Origin of the sequence: Streptomyces sp. NPDC019531, from assembly GCF_044903305.1 — a bacterium.
Classification (GTDB): domain Bacteria; phylum Actinomycetota; class Actinomycetes; order Streptomycetales; family Streptomycetaceae; genus Streptomyces.
Window position 1 is genome coordinate 58,433 of the sequence record NZ_JBJDQL010000033.1, and the last position, 17,504, is coordinate 75,936.

General features: G+C 69.9%; 16 protein-coding genes and 1 pseudogene. 7 read left to right on the plus strand and 10 right to left on the minus strand.

Going from position 1 to position 17,504, the window contains the following annotated elements; genetic code table 11:
* The first annotated feature begins 679 nt into the window (after positions 1-679).
* Complete coding sequence (locus ACI2L1_RS31330) at positions 680-2,707, plus strand: glycosyltransferase family 2 protein (protein ID WP_404742771.1); 2,028 nt, start codon at positions 680-682, stop codon at positions 2,705-2,707.
* Positions 2,704-4,641, plus strand: a complete 1,938-nt coding sequence (locus tag ACI2L1_RS31335) for a galactose oxidase-like domain-containing protein (RefSeq protein ID WP_404742772.1) — start codon at positions 2,704-2,706, stop codon at positions 4,639-4,641. The genes ACI2L1_RS31330 and ACI2L1_RS31335 overlap by 4 nt, the downstream gene beginning before the upstream one ends.
* 74 nt (positions 4,642-4,715) lie before the next feature.
* Here ACI2L1_RS31335 and ACI2L1_RS31340 read toward each other — a convergent pair whose 3' ends face one another.
* A complete protein-coding gene (locus ACI2L1_RS31340) occupies positions 4,716-5,756 on the minus strand; it encodes a glycoside hydrolase family 6 protein (protein ID WP_404742773.1) in 1,041 nt (346 codons plus the stop codon).
* 115 nt (positions 5,757-5,871) lie between these two features.
* Between ACI2L1_RS31340 and ACI2L1_RS31345 the strand changes: the two genes are divergently transcribed.
* On the plus strand, positions 5,872-6,726 hold the full coding sequence (locus tag ACI2L1_RS31345) for a GAF and ANTAR domain-containing protein (protein ID WP_404742774.1): 855 nt from the start codon (positions 5,872-5,874) through the stop codon (positions 6,724-6,726).
* Positions 6,727-7,098: 372 nt separating this feature from the next.
* Here the strand turns inward: ACI2L1_RS31345 and ACI2L1_RS31350 are convergent, their stop codons facing one another.
* Together ACI2L1_RS31350 and ACI2L1_RS31355 are read right to left on the minus strand one after the other, a co-directional pair.
* Complete coding sequence (locus ACI2L1_RS31350) at positions 7,099-7,794, minus strand: class F sortase (protein ID WP_404742775.1); 696 nt, start codon at positions 7,792-7,794, stop codon at positions 7,099-7,101.
* Positions 7,795-7,800: 6 nt separating this feature from the next.
* Positions 7,801-8,361, minus strand: a complete 561-nt coding sequence (locus ACI2L1_RS31355) for a hypothetical protein (RefSeq protein WP_404742776.1) — start codon at positions 8,359-8,361, stop codon at positions 7,801-7,803.
* A 184-nt stretch (positions 8,362-8,545) separates the two neighbouring features.
* On the opposite strand from ACI2L1_RS31355, the gene ACI2L1_RS31360 reads away from it, so the two are divergent.
* Positions 8,546-9,325 carry an HAD-IIA family hydrolase gene (locus ACI2L1_RS31360; RefSeq protein ID WP_404742777.1) on the plus strand — a complete coding sequence of 260 codons (780 nt, stop codon included), beginning with the start codon at positions 8,546-8,548 and terminating at the stop codon, positions 9,323-9,325.
* A 40-nt stretch (positions 9,326-9,365) separates the two neighbouring features.
* Here ACI2L1_RS31360 and ACI2L1_RS31365 read toward each other — a convergent pair whose 3' ends face one another.
* The 3 genes and pseudogenes from ACI2L1_RS31365 to ACI2L1_RS31375 all read right to left on the minus strand — a co-directional run.
* Complete coding sequence (locus tag ACI2L1_RS31365) at positions 9,366-10,106, minus strand: hypothetical protein (RefSeq protein ID WP_404742778.1); 741 nt, start codon at positions 10,104-10,106, stop codon at positions 9,366-9,368.
* A gap of 105 nt (positions 10,107-10,211) precedes the next feature.
* Entirely contained in the window at positions 10,212-11,219 is a 1,008-nt protein-coding gene (locus ACI2L1_RS31370) for an ROK family protein (protein ID WP_404742817.1), read from the minus strand.
* Between the two features lie 429 nt (positions 11,220-11,648).
* Positions 11,649-11,786, minus strand: a pseudogene (locus ACI2L1_RS31375) (ROK family transcriptional regulator); the annotation flags it as partial.
* A gap of 48 nt (positions 11,787-11,834) precedes the next feature.
* Here ACI2L1_RS31375 and ACI2L1_RS31380 point away from each other — a divergent pair.
* From ACI2L1_RS31380 to ACI2L1_RS31390, 3 genes are read left to right on the plus strand one after another with little or no spacing between them, the layout of a single operon-like run.
* Positions 11,835-12,908 (plus strand): Gfo/Idh/MocA family oxidoreductase, encoded by a 1,074-nt coding sequence (locus ACI2L1_RS31380; RefSeq protein ID WP_404742779.1) that lies wholly within the window; start codon positions 11,835-11,837, stop codon positions 12,906-12,908.
* A complete protein-coding gene (locus tag ACI2L1_RS31385) occupies positions 12,905-13,414 on the plus strand; it encodes a heme-degrading domain-containing protein (RefSeq protein WP_404742780.1) in 510 nt (169 codons plus the stop codon). Before ACI2L1_RS31380 ends, ACI2L1_RS31385 begins: the two co-directional genes overlap by 4 nt.
* A gap of 45 nt (positions 13,415-13,459) precedes the next feature.
* Positions 13,460-14,317: an LLM class F420-dependent oxidoreductase gene (locus ACI2L1_RS31390; RefSeq protein WP_404742781.1), complete on the plus strand. Its 858-nt coding sequence runs from the start codon at positions 13,460-13,462 to the stop codon at positions 14,315-14,317.
* Between the two features lie 108 nt (positions 14,318-14,425).
* Here ACI2L1_RS31390 and ACI2L1_RS31395 read toward each other — a convergent pair whose 3' ends face one another.
* The 4 genes from ACI2L1_RS31395 to ACI2L1_RS31410 all read right to left on the minus strand — a co-directional run bounded on the left by ACI2L1_RS31395 (position 14,426) and on the right by ACI2L1_RS31410 (position 17,412).
* Positions 14,426-15,283, minus strand: coding sequence for a fumarylacetoacetate hydrolase family protein (locus ACI2L1_RS31395; protein ID WP_404742782.1), 858 nt, complete (start codon positions 15,281-15,283; stop codon positions 14,426-14,428).
* 115 nt (positions 15,284-15,398) lie between these two features.
* Positions 15,399-16,112, minus strand: coding sequence for a YidC/Oxa1 family membrane protein insertase (locus tag ACI2L1_RS31400; RefSeq protein WP_404742783.1), 714 nt, complete (start codon positions 16,110-16,112; stop codon positions 15,399-15,401).
* 93 nt (positions 16,113-16,205) lie between these two features.
* Positions 16,206-16,517 (minus strand): DUF6412 domain-containing protein, encoded by a 312-nt coding sequence (locus ACI2L1_RS31405; RefSeq protein WP_404742818.1) that lies wholly within the window; start codon positions 16,515-16,517, stop codon positions 16,206-16,208.
* A gap of 112 nt (positions 16,518-16,629) precedes the next feature.
* On the minus strand, positions 16,630-17,412 hold the full coding sequence (locus ACI2L1_RS31410) for a class E sortase (protein ID WP_404742784.1): 783 nt from the start codon (positions 17,410-17,412) through the stop codon (positions 16,630-16,632).
* Between the last annotated feature and the right edge of the window lie 92 nt (positions 17,413-17,504).

The following is a 17,504-nucleotide window of genomic DNA, read 5'->3' on the forward strand; positions in this document are numbered from 1 at the left end:
AACGGGGGGCCTTCCCCGTTGAGAGGACCCACTCCGGCGCACGGACCAGACCGGGATGCGGCAGAGGCGGCTGGGGGTCCGGGGGTCACCCCCCCCCGGGAAGACACAGCATCAGCGGGTCCGGGGTTCGAGTCCCTGGCGGCGCACAGACAACTGAAGGCCCCCCGTGAAAACGGGGGGCCTTCCACATTGGGGCGAGCCGCTCCGGCGCCCCGGCGCCCTCTGGAGGCCCACCGCCACAGAAGACCCCCTGCTCACGCGGGGGCCCTCGGCGTGAACCAGAGCGGGCGGACGGCCGTATGGAGACGCGTGCGGATATCCATAACCACTCCACAAGGCCCCCACACGCGCCACAATGAACGCGTATGACCGGTAAACACCGCGTTTCGCATCTTGCGATCATGATGAGCACCGTAGAACCCTGGTTTCCAAGATGCTGCGGATACGCGGCAGTTGGGGGGCAAGGAGCCGGTTGCCGGTGTTGCGGGGAAAGGGGGCCCCGCCGCAGAGGATGCCGAGGGGGGCGTCCTGCAACCGGAGGTCGCGGTTACCTGTCTAATGCTGTGAAGATTGTGGTGACTGCGGCCCACCACTGATACGTCTGTGAAGGTCGAGGGGGACCGAAGCGGACGTAAGGAAACGACGACACGCGGCTCGTCCGCGTGTGGGGGGATGACTCATGACGTCGACGCCGACGGGCGCCCGGCAGAACTTCGACCCGTCAGAAACCACTCAGCTCAGGCTGCCTTCGCATCGGACCGGCACACTGCGCCGGATAAAGAAGACCCTTCCGAAGTACGACTACGAGCACTACAGCAGGCTGGCAGGTCCCCTCACACAGCCCGACCCGGGCCAGCCCTACAAGGTGCAGTACCGCTCACTGATCTCGCAGGAGCCGCACCGCATCCGGGTCGCCCTGATGCTCGCCGCGGCGCCGCTGCTCTCGCTGGTCCTGCTGGCCTGGCTGCTGCAGCCCGAGCACTGGACCGAGCGGGACTACCCGGCCTTCTCCTGGCTGCCGGCCCTGGACATCGTCATGCTCGTCTCGATCGGCCTGATCGAGTTCTTCCGCTGCATGAACGTGCTGTCCAACGCACACGCCACCCTGGTCGCCCGCGACCCGGTCCCGGTGGTTCCCGAGACCGGCACCAGAGTTGCCTTCCTCACCTCCTTCGTGCCCGGCAAGGAGCCGCTGGAGATGGTGACGAAGACCCTGGAAGCCGCGGTGAGGATCCGCCACCGCGGCCTCATGCATGTCTGGCTCCTCGACGAGGGCGACGACCCCGCGGTCAAGGAGGTGTGCGCCCGGCTCGGCGTGCACCACTTCTCCCGCAAGGGCGTCGAGAAGTGGAACCAGCCCAAGGGCCCGCACCGAGCCAAGACCAAGCACGGCAACTACAACGCCTGGCTGGACGCGCACGGCGACCAGTACGACTACTTCGCCTCGGTCGACACCGACCACGTGCCGCTGCCCAACTACCTGGAGCGGATGCTCGGTTTCTTCCGCGACCCGGACGTCGGCTTCGTGATCGGCCCGCAGGTCTACGGCAACTACGACAACTTCGTCACCAAGGCGGCCGAGTCCCAGCAGTTCCTCTTCCACGCGCTGATCCAGCGCGCCGGGAACAAGTACGGCGCCCCGATGTTCGTGGGCACCTCCAACGCCGTCCGCATCAGCGCGCTCAAGCAGGTCGGCGGCCTGTACGACTCGATCACCGAGGACATGGCCACCGGGTTCGAGATCCACCGCCACAAGAATCCGGCCACCGGAAGGAAGTGGCGCTCGGTCTACACCCCGGACGTGCTCGCCGTCGGTGAGGGCCCCAGTGCCTGGACCGACTTCTTCACCCAGCAGATGCGCTGGTCCCGAGGGACGTACGAGACGATCCTCAAGCAGTACTGGAAGGGCTGGTACTCGCTGCCGCCGAGCAAGCTCTTCAACTACACGATGATGATCATCTTCTACCCGATGTCCGCCCTCAACTGGATCCTCGCGGCGCTGAGTTGCGCACTGTTCCTGGGTCTGGGCGCCTCGGGTGTGAACATCGACCCGACCGTGTGGCTGATGCTCTACGGCAACGCCTCCGTGCTCCAGATCGGCCTGTACATCTGGAACCGCCGCCACAACGTCTCGCCGCACGAGCCGGAGGGCTCCGGAGGTGTCGCGGGCATGGTGATGTCGGCGCTGTCCGCCCCGCTGTACGCGAAGGCGCTGGTCGACTCGGTGCTGCGGCGCAAGAGCAAGTTCGTGGTCACCCCCAAGGGCGACTCGGCCAGCCCCGACCGGTGGTTCGGCACCTTCCGCTACCACTGGTACTTCATCGCGATCTTCGGTGGCTCGATCGGCGCCGGCATCGCCCTGGGGCACTCGCACCCCGCGATGATCATCTGGGCGATCTTCGCCATGCTGATCACCGCGACACCGATCTTCACCTGGCGGCACATGCTGCGCCAGGCCAGGAAGAAGCCCGCCGGGGCGCCGCAGGGGACGGTGGTTCCGGCGCAGGGCCCGGCAGCCCAGGATCCGGCGACCCAGACTCCGGCCGCTCAGGTTCCGGCACAGATGCAGTACCAGCCGCAGCCGCTGCCGACCGCCCAGCACGCCCCGGCCCACAAGCCGACCTGGGCAGACTCGCACACGCACGACGAGGGCAACGACCAGACGATGCAGATCGCCCTCGGTGGACTTGGGGGACGTAAGGAATGAACGACCGTGCAGGCCGCCGCCGGGCCCGTCGACTCGCGATCGGTACGGCGGTGGTGCTCGCGCTGGCCGGGATGAACGGGCCGTGGCTGTACCGCTTCGGGACCGAGAAGTACCACCAGTACCAGATCAACAGACCGGAGTACAAAGCCGAGAACGGCAAGTGGGAGATCGTCGAGTTCCCCAAGGAGTACCGGCAGAACACCATCCACGCGGCGCTGCTGCGCACCGGGAAGGTGCTGCTGGTGGCGGGTTCGGGCAACGACCAGGACAACTTCGACGCGAAGAAGTTCGACACCCGGATCTGGGACCCGGTCAAGGGCACCATCAAGAAGGTGCCGACGCCCAAGGACCTGTTCTGCACCGGGCACACGCAGCTCGCGAACGGCAATCTGCTGATCGCCGGTGGCACCAAGCGGTACGAGAAGCTCAAGGGTGACGTCACCAAGGCCGGCGGCCTGATGATCGTCCACAACGAGAACCCGGACAAGCCGATCACGCTGCCGGCGGGCACCAAGTTCACCGGCAAGGAGAACGGCCAGACGTTCGTGTCCAAGGACCCGGTGGTCGTGGAGCGGGCCACGAAGGTCTTCGACAAGGTGACCGGGAAGTTCCTGCGCAACGATCCCGGGCTCGGGCGTATCTACGTCGAGGCGCAGAAGAGCGGCCGGAAGTACGAGACGGGTACGCAGGACAACTACCGGATCCAGGGGCTCACCGGGACCGACGCGCGCAACACCTACGGGATCGCGCAGAAGCTCGCCCTGGACAAGAAGGACTTCCAGGGGATCCGGGACGCCTTCGAGTTCGATCCGGTCGCCGAGAAGTACATCAAGGTCGACCCGATGAAGGAGGCCCGCTGGTATCCGACGCTCACGACGTTGAGCGACGGGAAGGTCCTCAGTGTCTCCGGGCTCGACGACATCGGGCAGCTGGTGCCCGGCAAGAACGAGGTGTTCGACCCGAAGACCAAGAAGTGGACGTACCTCTCGAAGGTCCGTCAGTTCCCGACCTACCCCGCGCTGTTCCTCATGCAGAACGGCAAGATCTTCTACTCGGGGTCGAACGCGGGGTACGGGCCGGACAACGTCGGGCGGGTGCCGGGGATCTGGGACGTGGACACCAACAAGTTCACGAAGATCCCGGGGCTCAGCGACGCCAACGAGATGGAGACCTCCGGGACCGTGCTGCTGCCGCCGGCGCAGGACGAGAAGTACATGGTGATCGGGGGCGGCGGGGTCGGTGAGTCCGCGCAGTCCAGCAACAGGACGCGGATCGTGGACATGAAGGCGGACAGCCCGAAGTTCGTGAACGGGCCGACGCTGGAGAAGGGGACGCGGTATCCGCAGGCGTCGATCCTTCCCGACGACTCCGTGCTGGTGTCCGGGGGATCGGAGGACTACCGGGGGCGTGGGGACTCCAACATCCACCAGGCGCGGCTGTACCACCCGGACACGAACACGTTCGAGTCGGTGGCCGATCCTCTGGTGGGGCGGAACTACCACTCAGGGTCGCTGCTGTTGCCGGACGGGCGGGTGATGTTCTTCGGGTCGGACTCGTTGTACGAGGACAAGGCGAACACGAAGCCGGGTGTCTTCGAGCAGCGGATCGAGATCTATACGCCGCCGTATCTGTACCGGGACTCCCGGCCTTCGCTGTCCGGGGGGCCGCAGACCATTGCTCGGGGGGCTTCCGGGACGTTCACCTCTCCGCAGGCTTCTGTGATCAAGAAGGTGCGGTTGATCCGGCCCAGTGCGTCGACTCATGTGACCGATGTGGATCAGCGGTCCATCGAGATGAAGTTCACGGTGTCCGGGGACAAGGTGAAGGTGACTGTGCCGGAGAACAAGAACCTGGTGCAGTCGGGGTGGTACATGCTGTTCGTGGATGACGATCAGGGGACGCCGAGCAAGGCGCAGTGGGTTCGTGTTCCCTAGCGTCGTCGGCGTCTGAGGGTCCGTCGTGGCTGGTCGCGCAGTTCCCCGCGCCCCTAGGGACGCGGGGGCTGACGTCAGTCAGAGGCCTTCGCCAGTTTCAGTGCGTAATCCGCCCACCACTGACCCGCCTTCGGGCCCCCCTTGCACTCGCCGTCCGATTCTCCTGGGCGCTTGACCCACAAGTAGGCGTCCACCAGCGGGTCCGCTGTCTTTATCGTCGGGGTTTCTCCGAGGGCCCTGCCCGGTGGGTTGCACCAGCGTTCGTTCTCGTCGCCGTCCGTGTACGGGCCGTTGCCGTTGCGGCTGGTGTCGATGACGAAGTGTTTGTTGCCGACCTTCGCGGAGAGTTCCTTGCCGTAGGTGATGGAGTCCTCGGTGGAGTAGAAGTTGGAGACGTTCACCGAGAAGCCGTCGGCCTTGGCGACGCCGGCCCACTTCAGGGGCTCGAAGATCTGGTCGGGGTGGCCCCAGCCGGCGTTGCCCGCGTCGACGTAGACCTTCGTGTTCTTCAGGGACTTGAGCTTCTCGACGGCTCCGCTGAGCAGGTCGTAGCGCTCCTCGTGGAACTCCTCCTCGGTGCAGCCGTCGACGAGGTGCAGTACGGCGTCCGGTTCGAGGATCACCGTCGCCGCTCGGTCGCCGATGCCCGCGGCCACGCCGTCGATCCAGGTCCGGTAGGCGTTGCCGTCGGCGGCGCCGCCCTGGGAGTACTGGCCGCAGTCGCGGTGCGGGATGTTGTAGAGGACCAGGAGGGCCGTACGACCGGCCTTGTCGGCGGCCTCGGTGAAGCCGCGCGCCTCCTGCTCCGGGTTCTCCGGGCCGATCCACTCCCCCACCGGCTGCTGGGCGATCTTGCGGATCTGCTCGGCGTTGTCGTCCTTGCCGCTCTTCGCGTACGCCGCGACCTGCTTGGCCGCGTTGCCGTCCGGGTTGACCCAGAACGGGTCGGCCTCCTTGGGCTGCTGGGTGATCGTGGCACCGGCCTGGTCGCCCTCGCCGTCCCCCTTGTCCCCGTCTCCCGACGCCGAACACGCGGCGAGCAGCAGTGCCGCCCCCAGCACCGCCGCGGAAGCCCGTGCACGGGTCGCCCTCCTGGCCCCCCTGCTGACGTACATCCAATTCCCCCCTGGGTGCACCATCCAAGTCTCAATCGTGACACACCACTCGCGCCGCCCACGAGGTCACCGGAGCCTTGTCCAGGAGCTGTTACAGCCCCGTAGGTCGGGGTAGGTGCGCGTCTGTACGGGGGCGCTCGTCGACGAAGGGGAGTGCTTCTGGATGCGGTACGCCACCAGGGAGATCCAGCTGGCCTCAGCACTGGTGGAGGCGGCGGACACCCTCGTCGAGGGGTTCGAGGCCACCCGGTACTTACAACGGATGTCCGATCACTGCGTGGAGTTGCTGAACGCCTCGGCGGCGGGAGTGATGCTGATCGACGGGGGCCGGGCGGTGTCGCTGGCCGCGAGCAGCCGGCACGAGAACGTGGCGCTGGAGCTGCTGGAGGTGCAGCACGACGGCGGGCCCTGTGTGGACAGCTACGGCTCGGGGCGGGCGGTGCCGCCGGTGTCGATCCAGGTGGCCCACGCGGACGCCCGCTGGCCCGAGTTCACCGAACGGGCCCTCAGGCACGACATCACGGCGACCTACGCGGTCCCGTTGCGCCGCCACGAGAACCTGCTGGGCGCCCTCAATGTGTTCATGCCGACACTGCCCGACCTCGCCCCGGTCACCCCGGCCGAAGTCGCGTCCGTCGCGCCGGAGCTCCAGCTCGCCCAGGCCCTCGCCGACGCCGCCGCGCTCGGCCTGCAGAACCGCCGGACCTACACGCAGTACCGCACGCTGTCCGGGCAGTTGCAGGAGGCCCTGTCCAGCCGGGTCCGCATCGAACAGGCCAAGGGCATGCTCGCCGAGCGCTGGAGTGTCCGCGCCGACCAGGCGTTCGTGGCGCTCAGGCAGTACGCGCGACGACGCCGGCTCCCGCTGGACCAGGCGGCGCGCGCGGTCATCGAGGGTGTCGCGGACGGCGCCGAACTGCGCCGGGAGCTCGACGGAAGCGCCGACGCAAGCCCCGGCGGACCCGCGTAGCACCCCGGGCCACCAGCTCATATGACGGAGAGCCATGAGCTCGGGACTTGGCGTCAATCAACCTCTAGGCCCGGGCGCTCATCCGTTCTAGAGTCGTGTCATACGGCCCCAGCCCCTGGCCGCGGTCACCATCCACCGAGCCCCCAGGCCTCCCGCGCCGTCGCCGGGTTACTCCCGCAGCCCGAGCACGCGCGGTCGAGGACCAGCCCGGTCGGCGACTTCCGGGGGGAGCGGGTCGCCGACCGGGCCAGGTAAGGTGCCCGAAGCCCCGGGCCTGTCCGGCGGATCATGCCGGCGTCGCGGGGCGCGGCACGCACATCTGGGTTGATGAGGCTCCGCTGCTTGCCGTCGGCCTGATCCGCCGGACAGACCCTAGAGACCGGTGCCGGTCAGATACGCCGAGACGATCACGTTGGCCGTGTAGCTGCGGCTCGCACGGTCGAAGGTGCCGCCGCAGGTGATCAGCCGCAGTTCGGCGCGGCCCGACGCGCGTTGCCCGTAGGCCTGGCGGGCGTCGAAGCGGTCCCGGGTGAGGACCTGGACGTCGTCGACGGTGAACTCGGCGACCCTGCCGTCGTCGCGGACCACCCGCACCGTCTCGCCGGGTCGCAGGGCGCTGATCTTGTAGAAGACCGCGGGCCGGGTCTCGGTGTCGACATGCCCCACCATCAGCGCGGTCCCGGCGGCCCCCGGTGCCGCGCCGGCCGCGTACCAGCCGACGACCCCGGGCTGGTCGAACGGGGGCGGGTCGAGGGCGCCGCGCACGTCCAGGCCGCGGGCCACCACCGGTGCCTGCACGCCGAGGTCCGGGATGTCGAGGCGCTGTGGCCGCGCTCCCTTCAAGGGCCCTGCGGCGGGCGGCAGTTCGACGTCCTTCGGCGGGCGCCCCACGGCGGCCATGTCACCGGTGGTCGGCGCGGACATGCCGTGCCGTACGTCGGTCACGTCGCACCCCCACAGCCACAGCCCGAGCAGCAGCAGCGCCCAGGTCACGCCGGTCAGCAACCGTCCGCTCCCGGAGACGCGGTCGCCGTCGGCGGGGCCGTCATCGGAGAAACGATCGGACATCGCCGCTCAGTCCGTCCCCCGGCTGCGGCCGCTGCGGCGGCTACGGCGGCTGCCCCGCAGCACGACGGCCACCGCGGCGACCCCGGCGAGAACCAGGCCGGTCACCGCGTGCCCGGTGCCGGGGCCGGCGGCGTGGGGCTCCATCGCGGAGAGGTGGGTGGCGGTCCAGCCGCCGCCCGCGGCCACGGGGGCGACGGGGGACGCGTGGGCGGTGACGCCTTCCGGCCCCTCGCCCTTCGCCGCTACGACCGTGATCTTGCCCTTCACCTTGAAGTCGGCGCAAATGATCTTCACGTCGTAGGAGCCGGGCTCGATCGAGGAGCGGACCCGGGTCTCGCCGGCGAGGCTGCCGTCGGCCCCTGTGAGCCGGGCGTCCGCGACGAACGCGGCCGAGGCGGCGGTGGCCGTCTTCCCGGCACAGCCGGTGACCCGCAGGGTGAGGTCGGCGCCGGGGGCGGGGGTCGACGGGGTGACCGAGACGGTGCCGCCGTCCGCGGCCTGTGCGACCGGGGTGAGGGCGGCGACAGCCAGGGCCGCGGTACAGAGAGTGAGGCGTAGGGAACCCATCGTGAACCTCCAGACATCTGGAGAGTCCCCCCGGGGGTCCGGATCCGCATCCCGGGACGGCCGGCCACTGCTCCATTCGGGTCAGTGACCGCGGATCGAGACGTTCGACCACGGTCATTGCCGTCGCGGAGCTGCTGCATAGCATGGTCATCTCACACGTTCGCTGCAGCAGGAGTCCGCACCCATGACAGAGCGCAAGCCGATCGAATCGTGGCTCACCGACATGGACGGAGTACTGATGCACGAGGGCATCCCGGTGCCGGGTGCGGACGCCTTCATCAAGAAGCTGCGTGATTCGGGACGCCCGTTCCTGGTGCTGACGAACAACTCGATCTACACCGCGCGCGACCTGCACGCCCGGCTGAACCGGATCGGCCTCGACGTACCGGCGGAGAACATCTGGACGTCCGCCCTGGCCACCGCCAGCTTCCTGGACAACCAGCATCCCGGCGGAACCGCCTACGTGATCGGGGAAGCGGGCCTGACCACGGCACTGCACGACACCGGGTATGTGCTGACCGATTCCGACCCCGACTTCGTGATCCTGGGTGAGACCCGGACGTACTCCTTCGAGGCTCTGACCAAGGCCATCCGGCTGATCAACAACGGTGCCCGTTTCATCGCCACCAACCCCGACAACACCGGCCCCTCCCCCGAGGGCGCGCTTCCGGCGACCGGTTCCGTGGCCGCGTTGATCACCAAGGCGACCGGCAAGGAGCCGTACTTCATCGGCAAGCCCAACCCGCTGATGATGCGGACCGCGCTGAACACCATCGGCGCGCACTCGGAGACCAGCGCCATGATCGGCGACCGTATGGACACGGACGTCCTGGCCGGTCTGGAGGCCGGGATGGAAACCTTTCTCGTGCTCACCGGGCTGACGGCGAAGGGTGACATCGACCGCTATCCCTATCGGCCCACGAAGGTCGTGGACTCCATCGCGGACCTCGTGGACCGCGTCTGACCATCGCGCCGGTCGGCGGCGACGAGTACTGCGACCCCGGTCAACGGCGTCGCCTCGCCAGCAGGGTCGCGCCGCCGATGACGAGGAGGGCGATGGTCGCGGCGATCGCGATGCCGGGACGTGAACCGAGGCCGGTCCGGGCGAGTTCGTCGGAGAGGGAGAGCGGGGTGTCGCCGGTGCCGGGAGCAGTGGTGTGGCCCGGTTCGGTGTCGCCGGTGCCGGAAGCAGTGGTGTGGCCCGGTTCGGTGTCGATGGTGAAGCGGTAGTCGTTCGACTGTCCCACCCAGTCGCCGTCGTCGGCCTGGCGTTGGACGACGGCCGCATTGGCGGTGACGGCGTTGCGAGCGGTGTCCGACGTGAGGGCGAGGCGGATCTTCACGGTGAGGGTCTTGCCGGGTGCGACGGTGAAACCGGGGAAGCCGTCGTCGAAGGCTCCGACGAGTTCATCGGCGTCGGTCCTCTCGAAGCGGACGGGACGGGGGCGGTCGCCCTCGTAGAACTCCAGGCGGGGTTGGGCTGCGTCGAGTGCGTGGTGGTCGTCGACGAGGACGACTACGGGGTGGATGTCCGTGCGGGTGCGGGCGGTGGTGTTGGTGAGGTCCAGGTACCAGGTCCCGAAGCCGCCACCGGCCACGTAGGCGTCGGGGCCGCCGTGGATACGGGTGGTGATCGGGAAGCCGCTCTGGTCGGAGTCGGGGTCCGCGTGCGCGGGAGACACGGGCTGGAGGAGGAGGGCGGCTGCCGCCGCGAGACCGAGGGAAGCGGGAGTGGCCAGTCGCATGAACACATGACCATGGCGGACGGGGACGCTCAGACGGGACGCCATTCCGGTGTCTGCCCCGAACGGCCCCCGGAGACCGCCCGATCGGCCGATCACACCCCGCCATCAGCCGTCCGTCCTCCCGAACAGCGGGGCCAGCACGAGCTGGGCCGCTCCTTCGGCGACCTCGCCGGGCGCGGCGCGCACGGGGACCGCCTCCTCGCCCGTGCGCAGGGCGCGTTCGTCGAGGACGGTTTCGACGCCTCGTAGGAACGCGTCGGGGGCGGTGGCCACGGTACGGCCACCCAGCAGGACCAGGTCGATGTCGAGCAGGGCGACGAGGTTGCCGGCCGCGATACCGAGGACCCGGGCCGCCTCGCCCAGGTCGCCCCGGGCCACCGCCGCCAGGCACAGCGCCTCGACACAGCCGCGGTCACCGCAGTCGCAGGGCGGCCCGTCGAGCTGGACGACCTGGTGCCCGAACTCCCCGGCACCGGTCCGCGCCCCCCGGTGCACGGTCCCCTCGACGACGAGCCCTGCGCCGAGGCCCGTACCGAGATGGAGATAGGCGAACGACCCGCGTTCCCCCGCGACCGCGAGCCCGAGGGCGGCCGCGTTGGTGTCCTTGTCGACCACGACGGGCACACCCAGCCGCCGCGCGAGCGCGTCCCGCAGGGGGAAGCCGTCCCACTCGGGGATTCCGGTGACGCGATGCAGCACGCCCCGCATGTGGTCGAGGGGCCCCGGAAGGGCCACGCCGACACCGAGAAGGGCGGGGACGGCCCCCTCCCCGACACCGGAAAGCGGCGCCGCCCCCGGACCCGGAGCGGAGACCGAAGCCGGCGGGGCGACATGCGAACCGGTACCTGGAGCTGCGTCGGCCACGGCGCCGACGTGCGAGTCGGGGCCCGGGGCAGGGGCCACCGCAATACCGGCGTGCGAGTCGAGTCCCGGGGCCGAGGCCCCCGCAACCCCCGCAGTCGAACCAGCACCCGAAACCGCGTCCACCGCACCGCCGAAGAACGAACCAGAACCCGGCACGACACCCGCCGCAGTACCGGCATGCGAGTCACGCCCCAGAACCGAGGCCCCCGCAACCCCCGCAGACGAACCAGCACCCGAAACCGCGTCCACCGCACCGCCGAAGAACGAACCAGAACCCGGCACGACACCCGCCGCAGTACCGGCGGACGAACCCGTGCCCGGCACCGCAAGCGCCGCGGTGGATGAGCCCGTGCCCGGTGCGGCGGCCCCCGCTTCTCCTCCCCGCGCCCCCCTCACCAGCGCCTCCACCTCCCCCGCGACCGCCTCCACGACCGCCTCCGCCCCCGCACCCAGGTCCAGCGCGGCGCCCCGCTCCGCCACCACGCGCCCCGCCAGATCCACCAGCACCGCCCGCAGCGCGTCCCGGTCCAGATGGACGCCCACCGCGTGGCCGGCCTCCGGCACCAGTCGCAGGACCGTTCGCGGCTTGCCGCCCGTCGAGGCCCGGCGGCCCGCCTCGGTCGCGAGGCCCTCCTTCCGCAGCCGGGCGGTGATCTTGCTGACGGCCTGGGGGGTCAGCCCGGTCCGCTCGGCGAGTTCCAGTCGGCTGATTCCCTCGGTGCCCGCCCGTCGCAGCAGGTCGAGCACGAGCGCGGTGTTGTGGCTGCGCAGGGCCAGGAGGTTGACGCCGCCGTTCGTCCTGTTCACGCCTGCCATTGTCCGCCACACTTGCACTTTGGCAACACCGTTGCGAAAGTGGGAGGCATGACTGCTGCTGATCTCCGCGTGGGCCTCATCGGCTACGGCCTCGCGGGCTCCGTCTTCCACGCCCCGCTGATCGCCGCCACCGAGGGCCTCACCCTCGACACGGTGGTCACATCGAACCCCGAGCGGCAGGAACAGGCCCGCGCCGAGTTCCCGGAGGCACGTACCGTCGCGGGCGCCGACGAACTGTTCGCGCGCGCCGCCGACCTGGACCTGATCGTCGTCGCGTCCCCGAACAAGACGCACGTCCCGCTCGCCACCACCGCCCTGCAGGCGGGCCTTCCGGTCGTGGTCGACAAGCCGATCGCCGGCACGGCGGCCGAGGCACGCGAGCTCGCCGCCCTCGCGGAGGACCGCGGTCTGCTCCTCTCCGTCTTCCAGAACCGCCGCTGGGACAACGACTTCCTGACGCTCCGCAAGCTGCTCGACGACGGCGAACTGGGCGACGTATGGCGGTTCGAGTCCCGTTTCGAGCGGTGGCGGCCGCAGCCCAAGGGCGGCTGGCGCGAGTCCGGCGACCCCGCAGAGATCGGAGGTCTGCTCTACGACCTCGGCAGCCATGTCGTCGACCAGGCCCTCACCCTCTTCGGCCCCGCCGCCTCCGTGTACGCCGAGGCCGACATCCGCCGCCCGGGCGCCTCGATCGACGACGACACGTTCATCGCGATCACCCACGCGAGCGGCGTCCGCTCCCACCTCTACGTCTCCGCGACCACCGCCCAACTCGGCCCCCGTTTCCGGGTCCTGGGCTCGAAGGCGGGCTATGTGAAGTACGGCCTGGACACGCAGGAGGCGGCACTGCGGGAGGGCGAGCGGCCCGGCACGACGGCCGACTGGGGCCGGGAGCCCGAGTCGCTGTGGGGCCGGCTCGGCGCAGGAGAGTCCCCGCTGACGGGCGGCGGCAGCGCCGTACCGACCCTCTCCGGCGACTACCCCGCTTACTATGCGGCCGTGGCCAGGGCTCTCTCCGACGGCGGCACCAACCCGGTGCCCGCGCTGGAGGCGGCCGCCGCCCTCGACGTACTGGAGGCGGCGCGTCGTTCGGCCCATGACGGAGTGGTGGTGAAGCTGTGACGCACAACACCGAGCTGACCCCGAAGTTCCACCCGGAACTCACCCCGCCTCTGGAGGAGTTGGAGGCGCAGGAACGCCGTCTGGTCTTCCGGCAGTTCACCTACGAGGACGCGTGGGCGCTGGGTTCCCTGCTGGTGGAGATGGCCCGGGAGCGGCAGGCGCCGGTGGCCGTCGACATCCGCCGCGGCGGCCAGCAGCTCTTCCACGCGGCACTGCCGGGCTCCACCCCGGACAACGACGCGTGGATCGACCGCAAGCGCCGGGTCGTGGAGCGCTACAGCTCCGCCTCCTATCTGGTCGGCGCCCGCTTCCGCGCCAAGGGCAGCACCTTCGAGGAGTCCTCGCGCCTGGACCCCGACGAGTACGCGGCCCACGGCGGCTCCTTCCCGGTCTCGGTGGAGGGCGTGGGCGTCGTCGGCACGGTGACGGTGTCGGGGCTGCCCCAGCTCCAGGACCACCGTTTCGTCGTGGAGGCGCTGGAGGAGTTCCTGAGCAAGGGGCGGTAGTCGGCGGCCGGAATGACACCGGGCTCCGACTGGTTGGCACCTGCCATGAAGCAGAGCATCGGACAGTACGGCATCTGGAACGGCGGCGGTCTGCGCGGGGAGGAACCGTCCGGGCGGGGTGAACGCGCCGAGGCCGCCGCCGAGTTGGAGGAGCTCGGGTTCGGCGCGATCTGGCTGGGCGGCAGCAGTTCGGCCGCCCACGCCGCCCCGCTCCTTGAGGCGACGTCCCGGATTGTCATAGGCACCAGCATCCAGAGCATCTGGGACCACGAACCCGACACCGCCGCCGCGAGCTTCACCGACCTGAACAGCGCCCACCCCGGCCGCTTCGCCCTGGGCCTCGGCGTCAGCCACGCCAAGCTCGCGGACCGGTACCGCCGCCCGTACTCGGCCCTGGTCACCTATCTGGACGCCTTGGACAGGGCGGGAGTCCCGGCCGAGGCCCGGGTCCTGGCCGCCCTCGGCCCCAGGACCATCGAGCTCGCCCGGGACCGCGCGGCCGGCTCGATCCCGTACCTGATCACCGCGGACCAGACGGCCAGGTCCCGCGAACTCCTGGGCGAGGCACGTTTGTTGGCCCCGGAGCTGAAGGTCGTCCTGGAATCCGACCCGACGAAGGCGCGCACCCTGGCCCGCGACTACCTCGCCCTCTACCTCGGCTTCCCCAACTACACCAACAACTTCCTCCGCAACGGCTTCACCGAGGACGACCTCAAGAACGGCGGCAGCGACCGCCTGGTCGACGCGGTCTTCGCCTGGGGGGACGAAACGAAAATCCGCGCCCGCATCGACGACTTCATCAAGGCGGGCGCGAACCACGTGGCCCTCCAGGTGGTGGACGGCCAGCCGAGGGAGCACCTGCCGGTGAAGGCCTGGCGCAACCTCGCATCCCTACTGACGTGAGGCACGGCTTCCAGGGGCGCGGGGCTGTGTCGATCTGCGGCTCCGCCGCGGGGCGCGACAAGCCACAACGGACGCGCACCCGCCAACGCAACCGCAGCTCCCCGCCCCTCAGGCTCCCTTGAACTCCTGCCGCTGACGGCCGAGCCCCGAGATCTCCAGCTCCACCACATCCCCGGCCCGCAGGAACGGCTTCGGCTCAGGCGCCCCCAACGCCACCCCCGCCGGCGTACCCGTGTTGATCACATCCCCCGGGTACAGCGTCATGAACTGACTGACGTACCGCACGACTTCACCCACCGCAAAGATCTGCTCGGCGGTCGTGCCGTCCTGCTTCAACTCCCCGTTGACCCACAACTTCAAGGACAGGCTCTGCGGATCGGGAACCTCGTCCGCCGTCACCAGCCACGGCCCGAGGGGGTTGAACGTCTCGCAGTTCTTCCCCTTGTCCCACGTCCCGCCCCGCTCGATCTGGAACTCCCGCTCGGACACGTCATGCGCCACCGCATACCCGGCGACATGAGCGAGCCCCTCCTCGGCGGACGCCAGATACCGGGCCGTACGACCGATCACGACCGCCAGCTCGACCTCCCAGTCGGTCTTCACCGACCCCCGGGGCACCAGAACCGTGTCGTGAGGTCCGACCACCGTGTCCGCGGCCTTGAAGAAGATCACCGGCTCGGCGGGCGGCTCGGCCCCCGTCTCGCGCGCGTGGTCGTGGTAGTTGAGCCCGATGCAGACGATCTTCCCGATCCGTGCGAGCGGCGGCCCGACCCGCTGTCCGGTGGCGTCCAGCGCCGGCAGCTCCCCGGCCTCCGCGGCCGCGCGGACCCGGCCGAGTGCCGCGTCGTCGGCGAGCAGCGTCCCGTCGATGTCGTCCACGACACCGGACAGGTCTCGCAGGACCCCGTCGGTGTCGAGCAGCGCGGGCGTCTCCGTTCCCGCCGTACCGACTCGCAGCAGCTTCATGATCACTATCTCCCTCGATCGCGGGCGTCCTCCGACGGGTGCAGCCATCGGATGACTGGTCGATCCTCCAAGCTGAGTGTCCGGTCCGCAATACCCGGTTCACGGACTGGACCGGTCAGCGGTAGAGGGCCGCCCTCTCGACCGCGGCCCACGTCGAACTGGTCACCACGTACAGGGCGGCCGCCAGGGGCACCACCGCCACGGTGAAGAGCGTGAAGAAGGACATGAACGGCATGAGCCTGCCGACCGCGCCGGCGCCCGGCACAGACGCCCCGTCACCCGTCGGCAGGACCGGATTCGCGGCCATCATCCGCTTCGTACGGCGGAAGTTGAAGGTGGCCACGGCGGCGACCACGACGAACAGCCCGACGTACACGAGCCCGGCCCCGCCGAACGCCCCGCCGTCACCGAGGGCGTCGGCCCAGCGCCCGCCGAGCGGCGCGGCGAACAGTTCGTGGCCGAGGAGTTCGTTAGCGCGACCGCCGATCGTCGTGTTGGAGAAGAGGTGGTACAGCAGGAAGAACGCGGGCAGCTGGAGCAGTCCGGGCAGACAGCCGGAGAGCGGCGACACCTTCTCCTCGGCGTGCAGCTCCAGCACCGCCTTCTGGAGCTTGTCGGGACTGTCCCTGTGCTTCTTCCGCAACTCGGCGATCCTCGGCTGAAGCCGGGTGCGGGCCTTCTGGCCCCGGGCGGCGGCGCGGGACAGGGGATGCACGAGCAGTCGTACGAAAGCGGTGAACAGGACGATCGCGGCGGCGGCCGCGGTGGCGCCGAAGAGCGGGTGGAGCAGGTCGGCGAGGTGTTGGACCAGGTCAGCGAAGACGGACATGGGTGAGCCCTCCGGGGGTCTCGTCGTGCCGGAAGTGATGAGAGGCGGCATGACGACCCGCGCGGGGGGCGCTGTGACAGAAGAGGTGAGCCCCTACGCGGTGGTCGTCCGGAGGGCGTGACCGGGCGCTCGGGGACGTGGGCGCCCCTTGGCGTCGGGGTCCCGCTGGGGCAGGAAGGCCGTACGGCGGGCGCGGTCGCGGATGGCCGTACGGACCCGGGTGGGCGGTACGGCGGGCGCGCAGCGCGAGGCGATCAGCGAGCAGGCGGCGAACGCGGAGCCGGCCGCGGCGGTCGCGGCGAGCGCGACGGCGGCGGAGAGGCTGCCGGTGTCGAGCAGGACGACGTCGAGGACGAGGAGCAGCAGCACGGCGACGGGGCGCACGGACGTCCAGCTGCGGATCACGACCACTCCCCCTCTCTCCACACGGTCCTCCCCCGGTTATACCTGATCGACCGCGACCGGCTGCAAGAGCCTGTTCGACCGGCACGACGGTGGCCCGGGAGCACTGAGACGCTCACCGCGACCGCGTCGACACCAACGTGCCCCACACCACCAGCCGGTACCGGGAGGTGTACTCCGGGGTGCAGGTGGTGAGGGTGATGTAGTAACCGGGGCTCGTGTAGCCGGAGTTCGGATGGAGCGTCGAGCGCGGTACGGCGCGGATCACACCCGAGTCGCGGGCCGAGGTCTGGCGGAGGGTCTTGTCCACGGCGTACGTGTAGACCGCGCTCCGTGTCTCCACCTGGATGGTGTCCTCGGGCGCGAGGCGGTTGATGTACCGGAAGGGTTCGCCGTGGGTGTTGCGATGCCCGGCGAGCGCGAAGTTCCCGGCCTGGCCCGGCTGCCCGGTGCCGGGGTAGTGGCCGACGTACCCCTTGTTGAGCACGCTCTGCTTGCCGACGCCCTCGGCGACGGGGACGCGGAGATGGAGGCGGGGGATGCTGAGGATGGCGTAGGCCTGGGACCAAGTGGGTTGCGAGCGGGTGTTGTCGGCGGTTCGGCCGGGCTCCGCCGGAGCCGATGAGGGCGCCGATGAGGGCGGGGTGGCCGTGGTCGGTTCGTCCCGGACCGCCGTGGTGGTGGTGTCGTCGCCACCCTGTCGCCACTGCCGCTCCAGCGCCTCGACCTTCCGCCGAGCGCCCTCCCGGGCCTCCCGGTTGGTCCACCACAGCTGATGGACGACGAGGAGCATGAGGACGACCCCGACGGTCACCAGGACCTCGCCGCCGGTCCACAGCGCGCGGCGGCGACGGGCGCGTCGGCGGCGGATGCCGTGGTGCACGATGCGGGGCCGCATGCGCCCGCACGATAGGGGCCGCGCCTTCAAGTCACCAGTGCCAGGCACCCTGGCAAGTCACCAATGTCAGGTACCCAGGCAAATCACCGGTG